The sequence below is a fragment of the Pseudomonas sp. NFACC32-1 genome (genome assembly GCF_900101215.1).
In the GTDB taxonomy this organism is placed as follows: Bacteria; Pseudomonadota; Gammaproteobacteria; order Pseudomonadales; family Pseudomonadaceae; genus Aquipseudomonas.
This window is the reverse complement of record NZ_FMUL01000013.1, coordinates 1-20,372: the sequence shown is the minus strand read 5'-3', so window position 1 is coordinate 20,372 and position 20,372 is coordinate 1. Positions and strand designations below refer to the sequence as shown.

General features: G+C 62.9%; 15 protein-coding genes. 10 read left to right on the top strand and 5 right to left on the bottom strand.

The annotated features are described in order from the left end of the window. Nucleotides 1-50: 50 nt before the first annotated feature. The 4 genes from BLP99_RS19125 to BLP99_RS19110 all read right to left on the bottom strand — a co-directional run bounded on the left by BLP99_RS19125 (nt 51) and on the right by BLP99_RS19110 (nt 5,482). Complete coding sequence (locus tag BLP99_RS19125; RefSeq protein WP_072431576.1) at nt 51-2,897, bottom strand: valine--tRNA ligase; 2,847 nt, start codon at nt 2,895-2,897, stop codon at nt 51-53. A 232-nt stretch (nt 2,898-3,129) separates the two neighbouring features. Continuing rightward, nucleotides 3,130-3,495 carry a DNA polymerase III subunit chi gene (locus tag BLP99_RS19120; RefSeq protein WP_072431577.1) on the bottom strand — a complete coding sequence of 122 codons (366 nt, stop codon included), beginning with the start codon at nt 3,493-3,495 and terminating at the stop codon, nt 3,130-3,132. Between the two features lie 7 nt (nt 3,496-3,502). Then, nucleotides 3,503-3,931 carry a DNA polymerase III subunit chi gene (locus BLP99_RS19115; protein WP_072397162.1) on the bottom strand — a complete coding sequence of 143 codons (429 nt, stop codon included), beginning with the start codon at nt 3,929-3,931 and terminating at the stop codon, nt 3,503-3,505. A 60-nt stretch (nt 3,932-3,991) separates the two neighbouring features. Further along, on the bottom strand, nt 3,992-5,482 hold the full coding sequence (locus BLP99_RS19110; protein ID WP_072397164.1) for a leucyl aminopeptidase: 1,491 nt from the start codon (nt 5,480-5,482) through the stop codon (nt 3,992-3,994). Between the two features lie 358 nt (nt 5,483-5,840). On the opposite strand from BLP99_RS19110, the gene lptF reads away from it, so the two are divergent. From lptF to pdxJ, 8 genes are all read left to right on the top strand, one after another. Beyond that, nucleotides 5,841-6,962, top strand: a complete 1,122-nt coding sequence (gene lptF / locus BLP99_RS19105) for an LPS export ABC transporter permease LptF (protein WP_072397166.1) — start codon at nt 5,841-5,843, stop codon at nt 6,960-6,962. Then, nucleotides 6,955-8,016 carry an LPS export ABC transporter permease LptG gene (gene lptG, locus BLP99_RS19100; RefSeq protein WP_072397168.1) on the top strand — a complete coding sequence of 354 codons (1,062 nt, stop codon included), beginning with the start codon at nt 6,955-6,957 and terminating at the stop codon, nt 8,014-8,016. Before lptF ends, lptG begins: the two co-directional genes overlap by 8 nt. A 130-nt stretch (nt 8,017-8,146) precedes the next feature. Then, on the top strand, nt 8,147-9,946 hold the full coding sequence (lepA, locus tag BLP99_RS19095) for a translation elongation factor 4 (RefSeq protein ID WP_072397170.1): 1,800 nt from the start codon (nt 8,147-8,149) through the stop codon (nt 9,944-9,946). A gap of 5 nt (nt 9,947-9,951) precedes the next feature. After that, on the top strand, nt 9,952-10,806 hold the full coding sequence (gene lepB, locus BLP99_RS19090; protein WP_092181428.1) for a signal peptidase I: 855 nt from the start codon (nt 9,952-9,954) through the stop codon (nt 10,804-10,806). A 168-nt stretch (nt 10,807-10,974) separates the two neighbouring features. Continuing rightward, the gene (gene rnc, locus BLP99_RS19085; protein ID WP_072397174.1) at nt 10,975-11,664 is read left to right on the top strand and encodes a ribonuclease III; all 690 of its coding nucleotides are present in this window, start codon (nt 10,975-10,977) and stop codon (nt 11,662-11,664) included. Continuing rightward, a complete protein-coding gene (gene era, locus BLP99_RS19080) occupies nt 11,657-12,559 on the top strand; it encodes a GTPase Era (RefSeq protein ID WP_092181426.1) in 903 nt (300 codons plus the stop codon). Before rnc ends, era begins: the two co-directional genes overlap by 8 nt. Before the next feature lie 171 nt (nt 12,560-12,730). Then, nucleotides 12,731-13,420: a DNA repair protein RecO gene (gene recO / locus BLP99_RS19075; RefSeq protein WP_072397176.1), complete on the top strand. Its 690-nt coding sequence runs from the start codon at nt 12,731-12,733 to the stop codon at nt 13,418-13,420. A gap of 50 nt (nt 13,421-13,470) precedes the next feature. Then, a complete protein-coding gene (gene pdxJ, locus BLP99_RS19070) occupies nt 13,471-14,214 on the top strand; it encodes a pyridoxine 5'-phosphate synthase (RefSeq protein ID WP_072397187.1) in 744 nt (247 codons plus the stop codon). Between the two features lie 61 nt (nt 14,215-14,275). Here the strand turns inward: pdxJ and mltF are convergent, their stop codons facing one another. Next, the gene (mltF, locus tag BLP99_RS19065) at nt 14,276-15,736 is read right to left on the bottom strand and encodes a membrane-bound lytic murein transglycosylase MltF (RefSeq protein WP_072397199.1); all 1,461 of its coding nucleotides are present in this window, start codon (nt 15,734-15,736) and stop codon (nt 14,276-14,278) included. Between the two features lie 288 nt (nt 15,737-16,024). On the opposite strand from mltF, the gene purL reads away from it, so the two are divergent. Both purL and cutA read left to right on the top strand, forming a co-directional pair. Then, complete coding sequence (purL, locus tag BLP99_RS19060) at nt 16,025-19,921, top strand: phosphoribosylformylglycinamidine synthase (protein WP_072459370.1); 3,897 nt, start codon at nt 16,025-16,027, stop codon at nt 19,919-19,921. Between the two features lie 4 nt (nt 19,922-19,925). Continuing rightward, nucleotides 19,926-20,237 carry a YqfO family protein gene (cutA, locus tag BLP99_RS19055; protein WP_072397203.1) on the top strand — a complete coding sequence of 104 codons (312 nt, stop codon included), beginning with the start codon at nt 19,926-19,928 and terminating at the stop codon, nt 20,235-20,237. Nucleotides 20,238-20,372 lie beyond the last annotated feature (135 nt).

The window sequence follows — 20,372 nt, the reverse complement described above, 5'->3', positions numbered from 1 at the left end:
CAGAAAAAAGGAGGCCACCAGGGCCTCCTTCTTCAGTGGACGAATCACCCTTACAAACTGGCAATCCGCGCGTGCTGCTCGGCCAGCTTGCCCAAGGCCTGTTCAGCCTCGGCCAGTTTGGCCCGCTCCTTCTCGATGACCTCGGCCGGAGCCTTGTCGACGAAGCCTGCGTTGGACAGTTTGCCACCCACTCGCTGCACTTCGCCCTTCAGGCGCAGGATTTCCTTGTCCAGGCGCGCCAGCTCCGCCGCCTTGTCGATCAGGCCGGCCATCGGTACCAGCACTTCCATCTCGCCGACCAGGGCGGTGGCGGACAGTGGCGCTTCTTCACCGGCGGCCAGCACCGTTACCGATTCCAGCTTCGCCAGCTTCCTGAGCAGCGCTTCGTTCGCTTCGAGGCGGCGCAGATCTTCGGCGTTGGCGTTTTTCAGGAACAGCGTCAGCGGCTTGCCCGGACCGATGTTCATTTCGGCACGAATGTTACGCAGGCCCAGCATGAAGGTCTTGAGCCATTCGATGTCGTCTTCGGCGGCCGGATCGATACGGGTTTCGTTGGCCACCGGCCATGGCTGCAGCATGATCGTCTTGCCTTGGATGCCTGCCAGCGGTGCGACGCGCTGCCAGATTTCCTCGGTGATGAACGGCATGAACGGATGGGCCAGGCGCAGGGCCACCTCCAGTACGCGCACCAGGGTGCGACGGGTGCCGCGCTGGCGTTCGACCGGTGCGTTCTCGTCCCACAGTACTGGCTTGGACAGTTCCAGGTACCAGTCGCAATACTGGTTCCAGATGAACTCGTACAAGGCTTGCGCGGCCAGGTCGAAGCGGAACTGGTCCAGCTGGCGGGTCACTTCGGCTTCGGTGCGCTGCAGTTGGGAGATGATCCAGCGATCCGCCAGGGTCAGCTCGTAGGCTTCGCCGTTCTGGCCGCAGTCTTCACCCTTGTCCAGCACGTAGCGCGCGGCGTTCCAGATCTTGTTGCAGAAGTTGCGGTAGCCCTCGACGCGGCCCATGTCGAACTTGATGTCGCGACCGGTGGACGCCAGCGAGCAGAAGGTGAAGCGCAGGGCGTCGGTGCCGTAGCTGGCGATGCCCTCGGCGAACTCCTCGCGGGTGGCTTTTTCGATCTTCTTCGCCAGTTTCGGTTGCATCAGGCCCGAGGTGCGCTTCTGCACCAGGGTTTCCAGGTCGATGCCGTCGATGATGTCCAGCGGGTCCAGGACGTTGCCCTTGGACTTGGACATCTTCTGGCCCTGGCCGTCGCGCACCAGGCCATGGACATAGACGGTCTTGAACGGCACTTGCGGGGTGCCATCCTCGTTCTTCACCAGGTGCATGGTCAGCATGATCATCCGGGCGACCCAGAAGAAAATGATGTCGAAGCCGGTGACCAGCACGTCCGTGGAGTGGAATGTCTTGAGGAATTCAGTCTGCTGCGGCCAGCCCAGGGTGGAGAACGTCCACAGGCCCGAGCTGAACCAGGTATCGAGGACGTCGTTGTCCTGTTGCAGCGCCACGTCCGGGCCAAGGTTGTGCTTGGCGCGGACTTCGGCTTCATCGCGACCGACGTAGACCTTGCCCGACTCGTCGTACCAGGCCGGGATGCGATGGCCCCACCACAACTGGCGACTGATGCACCAATCCTGGATGTCGCGCATCCACGAGAAGTACATGTTCTCGTACTGCTTGGGCACGAACTGGATGCGGCCATCTTCCACGGCGGCGATGGCCGGCTCGGCCAGGGGCTTGGTGGAGACGTACCACTGGTCGGTCAGCCATGGCTCGATGATGGTGCCGGAGCGGTCGCCTTTCGGCACTTTGAGGGCATGGTCGTCGACGCTGACCAGCAGGCCGGCGGCATCGAATGCGGCAACGATCTGCTTGCGCGCCTCGAAGCGGTCCAGGCCGGCGTATTCGGCCGGGATCTTGCCGTCGATGCTTTCGTTCAGCGTGCCGTCGAGGTTGAACACCTGGGCCGCCGGCAGGACGCTGGCGTTCTTGTCGAAGATGTTCAGCAGCGGCAGGTTGTGGCGCTTGCCGACTTCATAGTCGTTGAAGTCGTGGGCTGGCGTGATCTTCACGCAGCCGGTGCCGAATTCCGGGTCGCAGTAGTCATCGGCGATGATCGGGATGCGCCGGCCCACCAGGGGCAGCTCGACGAACTTGCCGATCAGGGCCTGGTAGCGCTCGTCGTTCGGATTCACTGCCACGGCGGCATCGCCCAGCATGGTTTCCGGACGCGTGGTGGCGACGATCAGGTAGTCCTTGCCTTCGGCCGTGGTAGCGCCGTCGGCCAACGGGTATTTCAGGTTCCACAGGAACCCCTTCTCGTCGTGGTTTTCCACCTCGAGGTCGGAAATGGCGGTGTGCAGCTTGGTGTCCCAGTTGACCAGGCGCTTGCCGCGGTAGATCAGCCCGTCTTCGTGCAGGCGCACGAAGGCTTCCTTGACTGCTTCCGAGAGGCCGTCGTCCATGGTGAAACGCTCGCGGCTCCAGTCCACGGACGAGCCCAGGCGGCGGATCTGACGGCTGATATTGCCGCCAGACTCGGCTTTCCATTCCCAGACTTTTTCGAGGAATTTTTCGCGGCCCAGGTCATGACGACTCTGGCCCTGGGCTTCGAGGCGGCGCTCCACCAGCATCTGTGTGGCGATACCGGCGTGGTCTGTGCCTGGTTGCCACAGGGTGTTGCGGCCTTGCATGCGGCGGAAACGGATCAGGGCGTCCATGATCGCGTTGTTGAAACCGTGGCCCATGTGCAGGCTGCCGGTGACGTTCGGCGGCGGAATCATGATGGTGTAGGAATCGCCCGCGCCTTGCGGAGCGAAATAATTCTCGGACTCCCAGGTGTTGTACCAGGAAGTTTCAATGGCGTGCGGCTGGTAGGTCTTATCCATGCGCGGCGGGACCCTATTGGCATTTATTCAGGAAAAGCCGGGAAGTATAGCGGGAGGGGCTGGTGCAAGCCACAAGCTGCGAGCGAGAAGCCGGATGGGGGGAGCGCAGTTGAACCTGTGGGAGCGAGCTTGCTCGCGACGGGGAGCACATTCGATACCCATGCAGGCTGAACCAGCGCTATCGCGAGCAAGCCCGCTCCCACAGAAAGTGCCATCGCTCAGGCGTCGGCTGTTACTCGTACTGGCTCAGCAGCCGCTCCATCCGGGCATCCAGTCGACGCTTGATCTCGGTCTCGATGTGCGGCGCGAAGTCGTCGATGACGTCTTGCATGATCAGTTGCGCGGCCGCGCGCAATTCCCTGTCCAGGTGCAGCAGGGCGTCAGGGCCTTTAGGCTCGGGCTGGGGAGCCGGGCTGGGTTCGGGCTGACCGTTGATCGGCTCGAACAGCAAGGGGATCTGTTCCTCATGGACCGGCGGATGCTCCACCGTTTCGGTCAGCAACGGTGGCTGCAAGTTGTCGTCGCCGAGCAACTGGCGGATCGACTCCAGGTCGTCCAGCAGGTGAGGAGGCTTTTGCGGTGTCTTTGGAGTATCCATCGTAGGCTCAGAGTCGCTGTAAACGGTGGTCTTGCAGAGGATAGCCCTGTTCGCGGTAGAAACGGAAACTCTCCCGCGCGGCTTGCCGGATGGCCGGGTCTTCCACCACCACCTCCGCCACGCGGGCGAAGCGTTGGGCAAAGGCCGGTACTTTCAGGTCAAGGTTGACCAGCAGGTCCTGGTGCTGGCCGCAGTCATCCCCCAGTCCAAGCACGATCAGGCCTTGCGGCTCGCTTTCGGCCAGGCTGTGGGGCACGAAGCTCTCGCCCTTGAAGGACCATAGACGTGCGTCCAGCGCTTCGCGCTGGGCGGCATCGCTGCAATGCAGGTAGATGCGGTGGCCCATGCGCCAGGCCTTTTCGGTGAGCTTGCAGGCAAAATCCAGCCGTGCCGCCGGATCGGCGCTGGGCAGGATGTAGAAATCGACTTTGGTCATTGCGGTTCCTGAGCCACCGGTGACGCCACCCTGGGGTGACGTCGCCGGCGGTCATCGGTGTCAGGCCTTGGCGCGATCCAGCAGATACTGGGTCAGCAGGGGCACCGGGCGACCCGTGGCTCCCTTGTCCTTGCCGCCGCTGGTCCAGGCCGTGCCGGCGATGTCCAGGTGCGCCCAGTTCAGGTTCTTGGTGAAGCGCGACAGGAAGCACGCGGCAGTGATGGTCCCGGCTTTCGGCCCGCCGATGTTGGCGATGTCGGCGAACGGGCTGTCCAGTTGCTCCTGGTATTCGTCGAACAGCGGCAGTTGCCAGGCGCGGTCGTCGGCTTGCTGGCCGGCGCTGAGCAGTTGGCCGATCAGCTCGTCGTTGTTTCCCAGCAGGCCCGAGGTATGGGCGCCCAGGGCCACCACGCAGGCACCGGTCAGGGTTGCGATGTCGATCACCGCTTGCGGCTTGAAGCGCTCGGAGTAGGTGAGGGCGTCGCACAGCACCAGGCGGCCTTCGGCGTCGGTGTTGAGGATTTCCACGGTCTGGCCGCTCATGGTGGTGACAATGTCACCCGGACGGGAGGCCGTGCCGCTTGGCATGTTCTCGGCGCAGGCCAGGATGCCCACCACGTTGATCGGCAGTTGCAGCTCGAGCACGGCACGCAGGGTGCCGAATACGCTGGCGGCACCGCCCATGTCGTACTTCATCTCATCCATGCCGGCGCCTGGCTTGAGGCTGATGCCGCCGGTGTCGAAGGTGATGCCCTTGCCGACCAGCACGTACGGCTTCTCGGATTTCTTGCCGCCGCTGTATTGCATGACGATCAGGCGTGGCGGCTGGGCGCTGCCCTGGCCGACGGAGTAGAACGAACCCATGCCCAGGTCCTTGATCTTCTTTTCATCGAAGACTTCGACCTTCAGGCCTTTGAATGCCTTGCCCAGTGCCTTGGCCTGTTCGCCGAGGAAGGTCGGGTGGCAGATGTTCGGTGGCAGGTTGCCCAGGTCGCGGGTCAGCGCCATGCCGTTGGCAATCGCGGTGGCGTGGGTCACGGCGCGCTGGACTTCGGCTTGCGCCGCCTTGATGGTCAGCAGGGTGACTTTTTTCAGGGCGCGGGGTTCGGCTTTCTGGCTCTTGAAGCGGTCGAACTGGTATTCGCCGTCCACCAGGGTTTCGACCAGCAGACGGTTCTTGCCGTAGCTGTCGCGACCCTTGAGTACCAGCTCGTCCAGCGCCAGGGCGGCGTCGCCCCCACCGAGGCCCTTGAGGGTCCCCAGCACGCCGGCGATGATCTTGCGGAACGGACGGTCGCCCAGCTCGGCGTCCTTGCCCACGCCCACCAGCAGCACGCGGTCGGCCTTGAGGTTGGGCAGGTTGTGCAGCAACAGGCTCTGGCCGACCTTGCCGGCCAGGTCACCGCGCTTGAGCACGGCACTGATGGCGCCGCCGCACAGGGCATCGAGCTGGGTGGCGACGACGCCGAGCTTGCGCTCTTCACCGACGGCGACCACCAGCGTGGCGGTTTTCAACGTTTCTGGGCTGACGCTTTTTACAACCAGTTCCATGTCCGGATCCCTGAATGAATGGTCAAGATGCCAGGCGCCTGCAATGGCGCGCTGAGCGTGCTTCTTCTATATAGAGGAAGCGCCGGTGTCTGCCGGCGACAAAGGCCGCAGTTTGAACCTCGGCGCCCGAGGCTGACAAGCCATCCGTAGCGCTAACTTGTGGCTTTAGTCGCCGGCTTAAAGCGTGCGAAGTGACAGGCGCCCTCAATCACAGGATAATGCGGCTCTTTTTTCGGCGGCTCGTCTTGGCGGGTCGGCTCGATACGTTTGCTTGTTTGGCCGCCTTAGGGTTTGTACGAAAATCGCCACGCAGGCGTTTTCCTGCAAAACCTAGCCTGACAACCCTGGAGTGTCTGGTTTGATCGTCTTTCGTTACCTGTCCCGCGAAGTCCTGCTGACCCTGAGCGCTGTCAGCGCCGTGCTGCTGGTCATCATCATGAGCGGGCGCTTCATCAAATATCTGGCCCAGGCGGCCTCCGGTGCCCTGGATCCGGGCTCGCTGTTTTTGATCATGGGGTTCCGCCTGCCCGGCTTCCTGCAGCTGATCCTGCCGTTGGGGCTTTTCCTCGGCATTCTGCTGGCCTACGGTCGCCTGTACCTGGACAGCGAGATGACCGTGTTGTCGGCCACCGGCATGAGCCAGCAGCGACTGTTTCGTATCACCCTGTTTCCGGCTGCGCTGGTGGCGCTGCTGGTGGCCTGGCTGAGCCTGAGCCTGGCGCCCCAGGGGGCCAATCAGTTCCAGCTGCTGATCAACCAGCAGGATGCCCTGACCGAGTTCGATACCCTGGTGCCGGGACGCTTCCAGGCCTTGCGCGACGGTACCCGTGTCACCTACACCGAGCAGCTTTCGGATGACCGGGTGGACCTGGGCGGGGTGTTCATCACGCAAAAGAACCTGTCCTCGGACAGCAAGAAGGACCGCGGCATCTCCGTGCTGGTGGCCGAGAAGGGGCGCCAGCAGATCAACCCCGACGGCAACCGCTACCTGATCCTGGAGAACGGCTACCGCTATGACGGCAAGCCTGGACAGGCCGATTACCGGGCCATCAAGTACGACACCTATGGCGTGCTGCTACCCAAGCCGGAGGTCAGCGAAGAGGTCACTGACCGTGACGCGATGCCGACCTCCAGCCTGCTGGGCAACAATGACATCCGCGCCCGCACCGAGCTGCAATGGCGCCTGTCGCTGCCGTTGCTGGTGTTTATCGTGACCCTCATGGCGGTCCCGCTGGCTCGGGTCAATCCGCGCCAGGGCCGTTTCCTCAAGCTGCTGCCGGCGATTCTTTTGTATATGGCTTACCTGACCATCCTGATTTCCGCCCGCGGCGCCCTGGAAAAAGGCAAGATCCCGCCGCTGCTGGGGTTGTGGTGGGTGCATGGGATCTTCCTGGCCATCGGCCTGGGGCTGCTCTACTGGGAGCCGCTGCGCCTGAAACTGGCCAGTCGCCGCAGCGCGCGGGAGGTGGCCCATGGTTAAGCTCGACCGCTACATCGGTAGCAGCGTGTTCATGGCGATCCTCGCGGTGCTGGGGATCATCCTCGGCCTGGCGACCCTGTTCGCGTTCGTCGACGAGATGGGCGACGTCAGCGACACCTACACCTTGATGGACGTGGCCAGCTACGTGCTGCTCACCGCGCCACGACGCCTGTACGACATGCTGCCGATGGCCGCGCTGATCGGCTGCCTGATCGGCCTGGGCAGCCTGGCCAGCAACAGCGAGCTGACGATCATGCGTGCCGCTGGCGTGTCCATCGGTCGGATCGTCTGGGCGGTCATGAAGCCCATGCTGGTATTGATGCTGGTGGGGGTGCTGATCGGCGAATACATCGCCCCGGCCACCGAGAACACCGCCCAGGCCAATCGCTCCCTGGCCCAGGGCGGCGGTGATGCGCAAAGCGCCAAGCACGGCCTCTGGCATCGCCAGGGCGACGAGTTCATCCACATCAACTCGGTCCAGCCAAACGGCGTCCTGTACGGTGTGACCCGTTATCGCTTCGACGACCAGCGGCACATGCTGTCGTCGAGCTTCGCCAAGCGCGCCACCTTCGTCGAGGATCACTGGCAGCTGAGCGACGTCACCACCACCGTGTTCCATGACAAGCGCACCGAAGTGGTCGCGGCTCCTCAGGAACGCTGGGATGTGGCATTGAGCCCGCAATTGCTGAGCACCGTGGTCATGGCCCCGGACTCCCTGTCGATCACCGGCCTGTGGGGGTATATCCACTACCTGGCCGACCAGGGCCTGAACAACGGCCGTTACTGGCTGGCATTTTGGGTCAAGGTGCTGCAACCGCTGGTCACCGCTGCCCTGGTCCTGATGGCGATCTCGTTCATCTTCGGCCCGCTGCGTTCGGTGACCCTCGGCCAGCGGGTGTTTACCGGTGTGCTGGTGGGCTTCACCTTCCGTATCGCCCAGGACCTGCTGGGGCCATCGAGCCTGGTGTTCGGCTTCCCGCCGCTGCTCGCGGTGCTGGTGCCGGCCGGTGTCTGTGCCCTGGCCGGGCTCTGGCTGCTGCGCCGGGCCGGTTGACCCCGATTCCTGTGACGAGCAGGCTTGTGGCGAGGGGATAAATCCCCTCGCCACAATGGCGTCCGTATCAGGTACAATTCCCGGCTATTTTTCGGCGGGCCTTGCCTGCAGCCTTTTTGAGTGTTGATCCGTGAGTGATTTGAGTCATATCCGCAATTTCTCCATCATCGCCCACATTGACCATGGCAAGTCGACGCTGGCTGATCGTTTCATCCAGATGTGCGGCGGCCTGACCGAACGCGAAATGGAAGCCCAGGTCCTGGACTCCATGGACCTGGAGCGTGAGCGCGGGATTACCATCAAGGCCCACAGCGTCACCCTCTATTACAAGGCCAAAGACGGCATTACCTACCAGCTGAACTTCATCGACACCCCGGGCCATGTCGACTTCACCTACGAAGTCAGCCGCTCGCTGGCGGCCTGTGAAGGTGCGTTGCTGGTGGTCGATGCCGGCCAGGGCGTCGAGGCCCAGTCGGTCGCCAACTGCTACACCGCCATCGAGCAGGGCCTGGAGGTCATGCCGGTCCTGAACAAGATCGACCTGCCCCAGGCCGAACCGGAGCGCGTCAAGGAAGAGATCGAGAAGATCATCGGGATCGACGCCACCGACGCGGTCACCTGCAGCGCCAAGACCGGCCTGGGGGTGGACGAGGTGCTCGAGCGCCTGGTGAGCACCATTCCCGCGCCCACCGGCAATATCGAGGATCCGCTGCAAGCGTTGATCATCGACTCCTGGTTCGACAACTACCTGGGCGTGGTCTCCCTGGTTCGCGTGCGCCATGGCCGCGTGAAAAAGGGCGACAAGATCCTGGTCAAGTCCACCGGCAAGGTCCACCTGGTGGACAGTGTCGGCGTCTTCAATCCGAAACACACCGCCACCACCGACCTCAAGGCCGGTGAAGTGGGCTTCATCATCGCCGGCATCAAGGACATCCACGGGGCGCCGGTAGGCGATACCCTGACCTTGAGTTCCACCCCCGACGTCGATGTGCTGCCAGGCTTCAAGCGGATCCAGCCCCAGGTCTATGCGGGCCTGTTCCCGGTCAGTTCCGATGACTTCGAGGACTTCCGCGAAGCCCTGCAGAAGCTGACCCTCAACGATTCGTCGCTACAGTACACCCCGGAAAGCTCCGACGCCCTGGGCTTCGGCTTCCGCTGCGGGTTCCTGGGCATGCTGCACATGGAAATCATCCAGGAGCGCCTGGAGCGCGAATACGACCTGGACCTGATCACCACGGCGCCAACGGTAATCTTCGAGCTGCTGCTCAAGACCGGCGAAACCATCTACGTCGACAACCCTTCCAAGCTGCCGGACCTGTCGTCGATCGAGGACATGCGCGAACCGATCGTGCGCGCCAACATCCTTGTGCCCCAGGAGCACCTGGGCAACGTCATTACCCTGTGCATCGAGAAGCGTGGCGTGCAGCACGACATGCTGTTCCTCGGTACCCAGGTGCAAGTGACCTACGATCTGCCCATGAACGAAGTGGTGCTGGATTTCTTCGATCGCCTGAAATCCACCAGTCGCGGCTATGCTTCTCTGGACTATCATTTCGATCGTTACCAATCGGCTAATCTGGTGAAGCTGGATGTGCTGATCAACGGCGACAAGGTGGATGCCCTGGCATTGATCGTGCACCGTGACAACGCGCACTACAAAGGTCGTGCGTTGACCGAGAAGATGAAGGATCTGATTCCGCGGCAGATGTTCGACGTGGCAATCCAGGCCGCCATTGGCGGGCAGATTGTGGCGCGTACAACCGTCAAGGCGCTCAGAAAGAACGTATTGGCCAAATGCTACGGCGGCGACGTGAGCCGTAAGCGCAAGCTGTTGGAAAAGCAGAAGGCCGGTAAAAAACGCATGAAGCAGGTCGGTAATGTGGAGATTCCACAGGAAGCCTTCCTTGCGGTGCTCAGGTTGGATAGTTAGGTCCTATGTCGCTAAATTTCCCGCTGTTGCTGGTTATCGCCGTATTCGTCTGCGGCCTGTTGGCGTTGCTCGATCTGTTGTTCCTGGCGCCCCGGCGCCGGGCCGCCATCGCCTCCTATCAGGGCAGCGTCAGCCAGCCTGATGGTGTGATGGTCGAAAAGCTCGGCAAGGAACCCCTGCTGGTGGAATACGGCAAGTCGTTCTTCCCGGTGCTGTTCATCGTGCTGGTGCTGCGCTCGTTCCTGGTGGAGCCTTTCCAGATCCCATCGGGTTCGATGAAGCCGACCCTGGACGTGGGCGACTTCATCCTGGTGAACAAGTTCTCCTACGGAATCCGCCTGCCGGTGATCGACAGGAAGGTCATCGAGGTGGGTGACCCGCAACGCGGCGACGTCATGGTGTTTCGCTTTCCGAGCGACCCGAACGTCAACTACATCAAGCGGGTGGTTGGCCTGCCGGGCGACAGGATCCGCTACACGGCCGACAAGCGACTCTACGTCAATGGCGAACTGGTGGCCGAGCAGTTGATCGGCTCCGAGCCTGGCACGCTGGGCAGCGCCGAGCTGTATCAGGAAAAGCTCGGCGAGGCCGAACACCTGATCCGCAAGGAAATGAGCCGCTACCGTGCCACGCCGGACCATTCGTGGACCGTGCCGGCCGGGCACTATTTCATGATGGGCGACAACCGCGACAACTCCAACGACAGTCGCTACTGGGATGACCCGAACATTCCCCGGGACATGCTGGGCATGGTTCCCGACCGGAATATCGTCGGCAAGGCCTTCGCGGTCTGGATGAGCTGGCCGGAACCCAAACTCAGTCACCTGCCGAATTTCTCGCGGGTCGGGCTGATCAAGTAAACACACACGGCGCTGTTGAACACAGCGCCGAATGCATTTCTGGAGCCTGCACAAGGCGCCAACGATAGTCAGGACGTCATTTTTGAACACAGCGTTATTTGTCCCAAGCCCGCGGTGCCTTGCCGTCGTGGCGGTGGAATCCAGCCACGAACTCAGCGTGGGTAAACCGTGAGCGTTTCTCTAAGCCGCCTCGAGCGCCAGCTCGGCTACACCTTCAAGGACCAGGAGCTGATGCTCCTGGCGCTCACTCACCGCAGTTTTGCCGGGCGCAATAACGAACGCCTGGAATTCCTCGGCGATGCCATTCTCAACTTCGTGGCCGGCGAGGCGCTGTTCGAGCGTTTTCCCCTGGCCCGCGAAGGCCAGTTATCGCGTTTGCGCGCACGGTTGGTAAAAGGTGAGACCCTGGCCGTACTGGCCCGCGGTTTCGACCTGGGCGAATACCTGCGTCTGGGTTCCGGTGAACTGAAAAGCGGTGGTTTCCGGCGCGAGTCGATCCTGGCCGACGCCCTGGAAGCCCTGATCGGTGCGATCTACCTGGATTCGGGCATGGAAAAGGCCCGGGAGCGTGTGCTGGCCTGGCTGACCTCGGAAATCGACAGCCTGACGCTGGTGGACACCAACAAGGATCCCAAGACCCGCTTGCAGGAGTTCCTGCAATCGCGCAGTTGTGAACTGCCACGCTACGAAGTCGTGGATATCCAGGGCGAGCCGCATTGCCGGACCTTCTTCGTCGAGTGCGAAGTCGTCCTACTGAATGAAAAAAGCCGGGGCCAGGGCGTGAGCCGCCGTATTGCCGAGCAGGTAGCGGCCGCCGCAGCACTGATCGCCCTGGGCGTGGAGAATGGCAATGACTGATACAACCGTTACCCGTTGCGGCTATGTCGCCATCGTCGGCCGGCCGAACGTGGGCAAGTCCACATTGCTGAACCACATCCTGGGCCAGAAGCTGGCGATCACCTCGCGCAAGCCCCAGACCACCCGTCACAACATGCTGGGCATCAAGACCGAAGGCGACGTGCAGGCGATCTACGTCGACACCCCCGGCATGCACAAGGGCGGCGAAAAGGCCCTGAACCGCTACATGAACAAGACCGCCTCGGCGGCGCTGAAAGATGTCGACGTGGTGATCTTCGTGGTCGACCGCACCAAGTGGACCGAAGAAGACCAGATGGTGCTCGAGCGTGTCCAGTACGTGACCGGCCCCCTGATCGTGGCGCTGAACAAGACCGACCGCATCGAAGACAAGGCCGAGCTGATGCCGCACCTGTTCTGGTTGCAGGAACAGCTGCCCAACGCACAGATCATTCCGATCTCCGCCCAGCACGGGCACAACCTCGATGCGCTGGAGCGGGTGATTGCCGAGCACCTGCCGGAAAACGATCATTTCTTCCCTGAAGACCAGATCACCGACCGCAGCAGCCGTTTCCTCGCCGCGGAGCTGGTGCGCGAGAAGATCATGCGCCAGATGGGCGCTGAGCTGCCCTACCAGATCACCGTGGAAATCGAAGAGTTCAAGCAACAGGGCAAGACCCTGCACATCCATGCGCTGATTCTCGTCGAACGTGACGGCCAGAAGAAAATCATCATTGGCGACAAGGGTGAGCGCATCAAGCGCATCGGCACCGAGGCGCGCAAGGACATGGAACTGCTGTTCGACTCCAAGATCATGCTCAACCTGTGGGTCAAGGTGAAAGGCGGCTGGTCCGACGATGAGCGGGCGCTGCGTTCTTTGGGTTACGGCGACCTCTGATCAGCTGACTGGATGTACCAAGAGCCATTGTGGGAGCGAGCTTGCTCGCGATGAGGGCCTGATCTTCAACATGGATGTTGACTGACAGAGCGCTATCGCGAGCAAGCCCGCTCCCACATTGGTTTGGGGTTGTAGAAAAACGCTGTTTGTCTATCGAGAACTCTGATTTCCATGTCCCCAACCCAACCCATCGCTCAATCCGCCTACGTCCTCCACAGCCGCGCCTATCGCGAAAGCAGTGCCCTGGTGGACTTCCTCACGCCGCAAGGGCGGCTGCGGGCGGTGTTGCGTGGGGCGCGGGGCAAGGCCGGGACGCTGGCGCGGCCTTTCGTGCCGCTGGAAGTCGAATTTCGCGGTCGGGGCGAGCTGAAGAATGTCGGCCGCATGGAAAGCAACGGGGTCGCGGCCTGGCTCAATGGCGAAGCGCTGTTCAGCGGCCTGTACCTCAATGAGCTGCTGATTCGCCTGCTGCCTCCCGAAGACCCCCATCCGGCGGTGTTCGATCACTACACCGCAACCCTGCTGGCCCTGGCCGAAGGTCGTCCACTGGAGCCTTTGCTGCGTTCGTTCGAGTGGCGCCTGCTGGATGACCTGGGCTACGGTTTCGCCCTGGATACCGATCTGCATGGTGCGCCCATCATTGCCGACGGCCTGTATCGCCTGCAGGTGGACGCAGGCCTGGAGCAGGTCCATCTGTTGCAGCCCGGGTTGTTCAACGGGGCCGAGCTCCTGGCCATGGCGGAGGCTGACTGGAGCGCGCCGGGTGCCTTGGCTGCAGCCAAGCGCCTGATGCGCCAGGCCCTGGCTGTTCATCTGGGCGGTCGGCCCCTGGTCAGTCGCGAGCTGTTTCGCAAGCCCTGATCAACCCGTATGCTGTGGGCCGAATATCTGTCCATTCAGGAGCGCTTTTCGTGAGCACCAGCAATCGCATTCTTCTCGGCGTGAACATCGACCATGTTGCTACCCTGCGCCAGGCCCGCGGTACCCGTTACCCGGATCCGGTCAAGGCCGCGCTGGACGCCGAGGAGGCGGGGGCTGACGGCATCACCGTGCATTTGCGCGAGGACCGGCGCCATATCCAGGAACGTGATGTGCTGCTGCTCAAGGATGTGCTGCAGACCCGCATGAACTTCGAAATGGGCGTGACCGAGGAAATGATGGCGTTCGCCGAGCGCATCCGTCCGGCGCACATCTGCCTGGTTCCGGAGACGCGCCAGGAGTTGACCACCGAGGGTGGCCTGGATGTGGCGGGACAGCAAGCGCGGATCAAGGCCGCCGTGGAGCGGCTGTCGAAGACCGGGGCCGAGGTGTCGCTGTTCATCGACGCCGACGAGCGCCAGATCGAAGCGTCCAGGCGGGTCGGCGCGCCTGCCATCGAATTGCATACCGGTCGTTATGCCGATGCCGAAACCCCCGGCGATGTGGCCGATGAACTGCAGCGGGTGGCCGATGGCGTCACCTTCGGCCTGGCCCAGGGCCTGATCGTCAACGCCGGCCATGGCCTGCACTACCATAACGTCGAGGCCGTGGCGGCCATCAAGGGCATCAACGAACTGAACATCGGCCATGCGCTGGTGGCCCATGCGTTGTTTGTCGGGTTCAAATCGGCTGTATCGGAAATGAAAGCGCTGATCCTGGCTGCCGCCAAGTCCTGAGCCAGCCACAATCTCTGTGGGAGCGAGCAAGCTCGCTCCCACAGAGATTGTGGCGACTTCACTAAAGCTGCGGGCTTTCCTGGTTCGGCTTGCTCTTGTCGACGCCCGGTACGTGCAGGTTGCCCTCGGCCACCTGGTTGCCTTCCAGCTGCGGCTGCGTGACCCAGGTCAGGATGTCGTAGTAGCGACGGATGTTCGCTACGAAATGCACTGGCTCGCCGCCCCGGGCGTAGCCGTAGCGGGTCTTGCTGTACCACTGTTTCTGGGACAGGCGTGGGAGGATCTTCTTCACGTCCAGCCATTTGTTCGGGTTCAAACCTTCCTTGGCCGCCAGCTTGCGGGCATCGTCCAGGTGACCGCTGCCCACGTTATAGGCGGCGAGGGCGAACCAGGTGCGGTCCGGTTCCTGGATGCTCTCGTCCAGCTGTTCCTTCATGTAGGCCAGGTACTTGGCGCCCCCCATGATGCTCTGCTTCGGATCCAGGCGGTTGGACACGCCCATGGCCTGGGCGGTGTTCTGGGTCAGCATCATCAGGCCGCGCACGCCGGTCTTGGAGGTGACCGCCGGTTGCCAGAGCGATTCCTGGTAGCCGATCGCGGCCAGCAGGCGCCAGTCGATCTTTTCCTTCTTGGCGTAGGTCTTGAAGTGCTGTTCGTATTTGGGCAACCGCTGCTGCAGGTGCTGGGCGAACGTGGTGGCGCCCATGTAGCCCAGGACATCGACGTGGCCGTAATAGCGATCCTTCAGGCGCTGCAGGGTGCCGTTCTTCTGCACCTTGTCGAGGTAGCCGTTGATCTCGTTGAGCAGGCTGTTGTCTTCGCCGGGGGCCACCGCCCAGCTCTGGCTGCGGGCGTCGCCCAGGTCGAAGGCCACGCGGACGTTGGGGAAGTACACCTGGTTCATGGCCACTTCGTTGGAGTCCACCAGGGTCAGGTCGATCTGGCCTTCGTCGACCATGCGCAGCAGGTCGACCACCTCGACCGCGTCGGACTCTTCGTATTCGATGCCCGGGTACTGCTGTTTCAGCTGTGCCAGCTGTTCGGCGTGGGTGCTGCCCTTGAGCACCATGATCTTCTTGCCCGCCAGGGCCGCCGCGTCGGTGGGGCGTGACTGGCCGTTGCGATAGATGACCTGGGGGGTGACTTCCAGGTAGGAATGGGAAAACCGCACCTGTTTCTTGCGCTGGTCGCTGCTGACCAGGCCGGCGGCGGCCAGGACCGGGCCATTGGGCTTGCCGATCTGGCTGAACAGGTCATCGAGGTTGTCGGCGGTCTCGATCTTCAGCTCCACCCCCAAATCGTCGGCGAAGCGCTTCACCAGCTCGTATTCGAAGCCGGTTTCACCGTTGCGATCCTGGAAGTAGGTGGCAGGGCTGTTTCGGGTAACCACCCGCAGCACGCCATCCTCCTTTACGCGCTCAAGTGTGTTGGGTTTCTCAACACAGCCACTGAGCACCAGGAAGAGTCCGGTTGCGATCAGCCATCTGGCATATCGCGGACGCAAAGCCGTTGGGGAAAACATCTGCGCAGTATACGCAAACGGCCCTTACCGCCATATCTCGACAGTGACAGGCCAGTCTGCTAGCGATTGCAAAACATGTCCGCAACACCGGCCGGCCGGCGTGCGCCGGGGATCGGAACGTTGAAAAATATATCCCGTGGGACCCCGGGAACCCGTGGCTGATGGCACCGTAAAGGCAAAGACCGATATTCGGGCTGTATCGGACATGCCGTTTCGGGTGCCGTCAGCGGCGGTTTAGGCTAGAATGCACGGCCTCAAAGCACACCCCTTCCCGAGGCTGTCCCGAAGATGTTGATCCTGCGCGGCGCTCCTGCCCTTTCTGCCTTTCGCCACAGCAAACTCCTTGAGCAACTGAGCCAGAAGGTTCCGGCTGTCAGTGGCTTGTATGCTGAATTCGCTCACTTCGCCGAAGTCACCGGCGGTTTGACCGGCGACGAACAGCAGGTGCTCGCGCGCCTTCTGAAGTACGGTCCCAGCGTTCCCGTCCAGGAGCCGACCGGTCGTCTGTTCCTGGTCCTGCCGCGTTTCGGCACCATTTCGCCCTGGTCGAGCAAGGCCAGCGACATCGCCCGCAACTGCGGCCTGTCGAAAATCCAGCGCCTGGAACGTGGCATTGCCTTCTATGTCGCCGGTGAGTTCAGCGAGGCCGAGGCCCAACTGATCGCCGACGGCCTGCACGATCGCATGACCCAGGTGGTGCTGGGCGACCTGGAGCAGGCTGCCGGCCTGTTCAGCCACGCCGAACCCAAGCCCCTGACCGCCATCGACGTGCTGGGCGGGGGGCGTGCCGCACTGGAAAAAGCCAACGCCGAACTGGGCCTGGCCCTGGCCGAGGACGAGATCGACTACCTGGTCAACGCTTTCCAGGGCTTGAAGCGCAATCCCCACGACATCGAACTGATGATGTTCGCCCAGGCCAACTCCGAGCACTGCCGCCACAAGATCTTCAACGCCAGTTGGGACATCGACGGCCAGAGCCAGGACAAAAGCCTGTTCGGCATGATCAAGAACACCTATCAGATGCACAACGAAGGCGTACTGTCGGCCTATAAGGACAACGCCGCCGTGATCGTCGGCAATGTCGCCGGCCGGTTCTTCCCGAATCCCGAGACCCGCCAGTACGGTGCGGTCCAGGAGCCGGTGCACATCCTGATGAAAGTCGAGACTCACAACCACCCGACCGCGATTGCCCCGTTCCCGGGCGCGTCCACCGGTTCCGGCGGCGAGATCCGCGACGAAGGCGCCACCGGCCGTGGCGCCAAGCCCAAGGCCGGCCTGACCGGCTTCACCGTGTCGAACCTGCAGATCCCCGGCTTCGAACAGCCTTGGGAAAAGCCGTACGGCAAGCCTGAACGCATCGTCAACGCCCTGGACATCATGATCGAAGGCCCGCTGGGCGGCGCCGCGTTCAACAACGAATTCGGCCGTCCGGCCCTGACCGGCTACTTCCGCACGTTCGAGCAGTCCATCACCACCCCGCGTGGCGAAGAGGTGCGCGGCTACCACAAGCCGATCATGCTCGCCGGCGGCATGGGCAACATCCGCGCCGAACACGTGCAGAAAGGCGAGATCGTGGTCGGCTCCAAGCTGATCGTCCTCGGCGGCCCGGCCATGCTGATCGGCCTGGGCGGCGGCGCTGCGTCCTCCATGGCCACCGGCACCAGCTCGGCCGACCTGGACTTCGCTTCGGTCCAGCGGGAAAACCCGGAAATGGAACGCCGTTGCCAGGAGGTCATCGACCGTTGCTGGCAGTTGGGCGAGCACAACCCCATCAGCTTCATCCACGACGTCGGCGCCGGTGGCCTGTCCAACGCCTTCCCGGAGCTGGTCAACGACGGCGGCCGCGGCGGTCGCTTCGAACTGCGCAATATCCCGAATGACGAGCCGGGCATGGCCCCGCACGAAATCTGGAGCAACGAGTCCCAGGAACGCTACGTCCTGGCGGTGGGCCCGGCCGACTTCGAGCGCTTCAAGGCCATCTGCGAACGCGAGCGTTGCCCGTTCGCCGTGGTCGGCGAAGCCACCGCCGAGCCGCAGCTGACCGTCACCGACAGCCACTTCGGCAACAGCCCGGTGGACATGCCACTGGAAGTCCTGCTGGGCAAGGCGCCGCGCATGCACCGTTCGGCCGTGCGCGAAAACGAGCTGGGCGACGATTTCGACCCTTCGACCCTGGACATCGCCGATTCCATCGAGCGTGTCCTGCATCACCCGGCCGTGGCGAGCAAGAGCTTCCTGATCACCATCGGCGACCGCACCATCACCGGCCTCGTGGCCCGTGACCAGATGGTCGGTCCATGGCAGGTGCCGGTGGCCGACGTTGCCGTGACCGCCACCAGCTTCGACGTCTACACCGGTGAAGCGATGGCCATGGGCGAGCGTACGCCGCTGGCGCTGCTGGATGCCCCGGCGTCGGGCCGCATGGCGATCGGCGAGACCCTGACCAACCTGGCGGCGTCGCGCATCGGCAAGATCTCCGACATCAAGCTGTCGGCCAACTGGATGTCCGCGGCCGGCCATCCGGGTGAAGATGCCCGCTTGTACGACACCGTCAAGGCCGTCGGCATGGAGCTGTGCCCCGAACTGGGTATCACCATCCCGGTGGGCAAGGACTCCATGTCCATGGCCACGCGCTGGAACGAAGACGGCGTGGATAAGAGCGTGACGTCGCCGCTGTCGCTGATCGTGACCGGCTTCGCCCCGGTGACCGACATCCGCAAGACCCTGACCCCTCAGTTGCGCATGGACAAGGGCACCACCGACCTGATCCTCATCGACCTGGGCCGTGGCCAGAACCGCATGGGCGCCTCGATTCTCGCCCAGGTGCATGGCAAGCTCGGCAAGCAGGCACCGGACGTCGATGACGCCGAAGACCTGAAGGCGTTCTTCGCCGTGATCCAGGGCCTCAATGCCGACGGCCACCTGCTGGCCTATCACGACCGTTCCGACGGCGGTCTGCTGACCACCGTGGTGGAAATGGCCTTCGCCGGCCATTGCGGCCTGAGCCTGACCCTCGACAGCGTCGCCGAAACCGCCGCCGAGATCCCGGCCATCCTCTTCAACGAAGAACTGGGCGCGGTGATCCAGGTGCGCCAGGACGCCACTCCGGACATCCTCGCCCAGTTCAGCGCAGCGGGCCTGGCCGAGTGCGTCTCGGTGATCGGCCAGCCGATCAACAACGCCCACATCAACATCACCTTCAACGGCGATACGGTCTTCGAAGGCCAGCGCCGCCTGTTGCAGCGTCAGTGGGCAGAGACCAGCTACCAGATCCAGCGTCTGCGGGACAACGCCGAGTGCGCCGACCAGGAATTCGACGTGCTGCTGGAAGAAGACAACCCTGGCCTGAGCGCCAAGCTCAGCTACGACGTCAACGAAGACGTGGCCGCGCCTTACATCAAGAAAGGCATTCGCCCGCAAGTGGCGGTGCTGCGCGAGCAGGGCGTCAACGGCCAGGTGGAAATGGCGGCGGCATTCGATCGCGCCGGCTTCAACGCGATCGACGTGCACATGAGCGACATCCTGGCCGGTCGTGTCGACCTGAACGACTTCAAGGGCCTGGTCGCCTGTGGCGGTTTCTCCTACGGCGACGTGCTGGGTGCCGGTGAAGGCTGGGCCAAGTCGGCGCTGTTCAACAGCCGCGCCCGCGATGCCTTCCAGGGCTTCTTCGAGCGTAACGACAGCTTCACCCTCGGTGTGTGCAACGGTTGCCAGATGATTTCCAACCTGCACGAGCTGATCCCGGGCAGTGAATTCTGGCCGCACTTCGTGCGCAACCGTTCCGAGCAGTTCGAAGCCCGCGTGGCCATGGTCCAGGTGCAGGAGTCGAACTCGATCTTCCTGCAGGGCATGGCCGGTTCGCGCATGCCGATCGCCATCGCCCACGGCGAAGGCCATGCGGAATTCGAAAGCGAGGAAGCGCTGCTCGAAGCCGACCTGTCCGGTTGCGTGTCGCTGCGGTTCGTCGACAACCATGGCAAGGTCACCGAGACCTACCCGGCCAACCCGAACGGTTCGCCACGCGGGATCACTGGCCTGACCAGCCGCGACGGCCGCGTCACGATCATGATGCCGCACCCGGAGCGTATGTTCCGCGCCGTGCAGAACTCGTGGCGTTCGGACGACTGGAGCGAAGACGCACCGTGGATGCGCATGTTCCGCAACGCCCGCGTTTGGGTGAACTGAGGCCGTGTACAAGCTCTGCTTCTTCGTCCCGGCCAGCCATGTAGATGTGGTCAAGAGCGCCGTATTCGCCGCGGGTGGTGGGCGAATCGGCGATTACGACCACTGCGCCTGGCAAGTGCTGGGCCTTGGCCAGTTCCGTCCGTTGGCCGGCAGCCAGCCGTTCATCGGCGAGGCGGGACAGGTCGAGCAGGTCGAGGAATGGAAGGTGGAGCTTGTCGTGGCCGATGAGCTGATCCGCGCGGTGGTGGAGGCGCTGAAACAGAGCCACCCCTACGAGACACCGGCGTATGAAGTGTGGCGGCTGGAGGATTTCTGATCCCCCTGGCCGTTGAAATGAAAAACCCGCTGACGGATTCAGCGGGTTTAATGAGATGGTCAGCCTGACCGAGAAGCCCTGCAGGTTTACGCTTGCAGGGCTTTTCTCGTTTTCGGCGGAGGATCTCTCATGAAC

What these genes read in the sequence shown, in the direction of transcription:
- BLP99_RS19120 (WP_072431577.1), bottom strand. Translation starts at nt 3,495, where the DNA reads ATGGATACTCCAAAGACACCGCAAAAGCCTCCTCACCTGCTGGACGAC.
- purL (WP_072459370.1), top strand. Translation starts at nt 16,025, where the DNA reads ATGTTGATCCTGCGCGGCGCTCCTGCCCTTTCTGCCTTTCGCCACAGC.
- recO (WP_072397176.1), top strand. Translation starts at nt 12,731, where the DNA reads ATGTCCCCAACCCAACCCATCGCTCAATCCGCCTACGTCCTCCACAGC.
- BLP99_RS19115 (WP_072397162.1), bottom strand. Translation starts at nt 3,931, where the DNA reads ATGACCAAAGTCGATTTCTACATCCTGCCCAGCGCCGATCCGGCGGCA.
- lptG (WP_072397168.1), top strand. Translation starts at nt 6,955, where the DNA reads ATGGTTAAGCTCGACCGCTACATCGGTAGCAGCGTGTTCATGGCGATC.
- lepB (WP_092181428.1), top strand. Translation starts at nt 9,952, where the DNA reads ATGTCGCTAAATTTCCCGCTGTTGCTGGTTATCGCCGTATTCGTCTGC.
- mltF (WP_072397199.1), bottom strand. Translation starts at nt 15,736, where the DNA reads ATGTTTTCCCCAACGGCTTTGCGTCCGCGATATGCCAGATGGCTGATC.
- era (WP_092181426.1), top strand. Translation starts at nt 11,657, where the DNA reads ATGACTGATACAACCGTTACCCGTTGCGGCTATGTCGCCATCGTCGGC.
- BLP99_RS19110 (WP_072397164.1), bottom strand. Translation starts at nt 5,482, where the DNA reads ATGGAACTGGTTGTAAAAAGCGTCAGCCCAGAAACGTTGAAAACCGCC.
- BLP99_RS19125 (WP_072431576.1), bottom strand. Translation starts at nt 2,897, where the DNA reads ATGGATAAGACCTACCAGCCGCACGCCATTGAAACTTCCTGGTACAAC.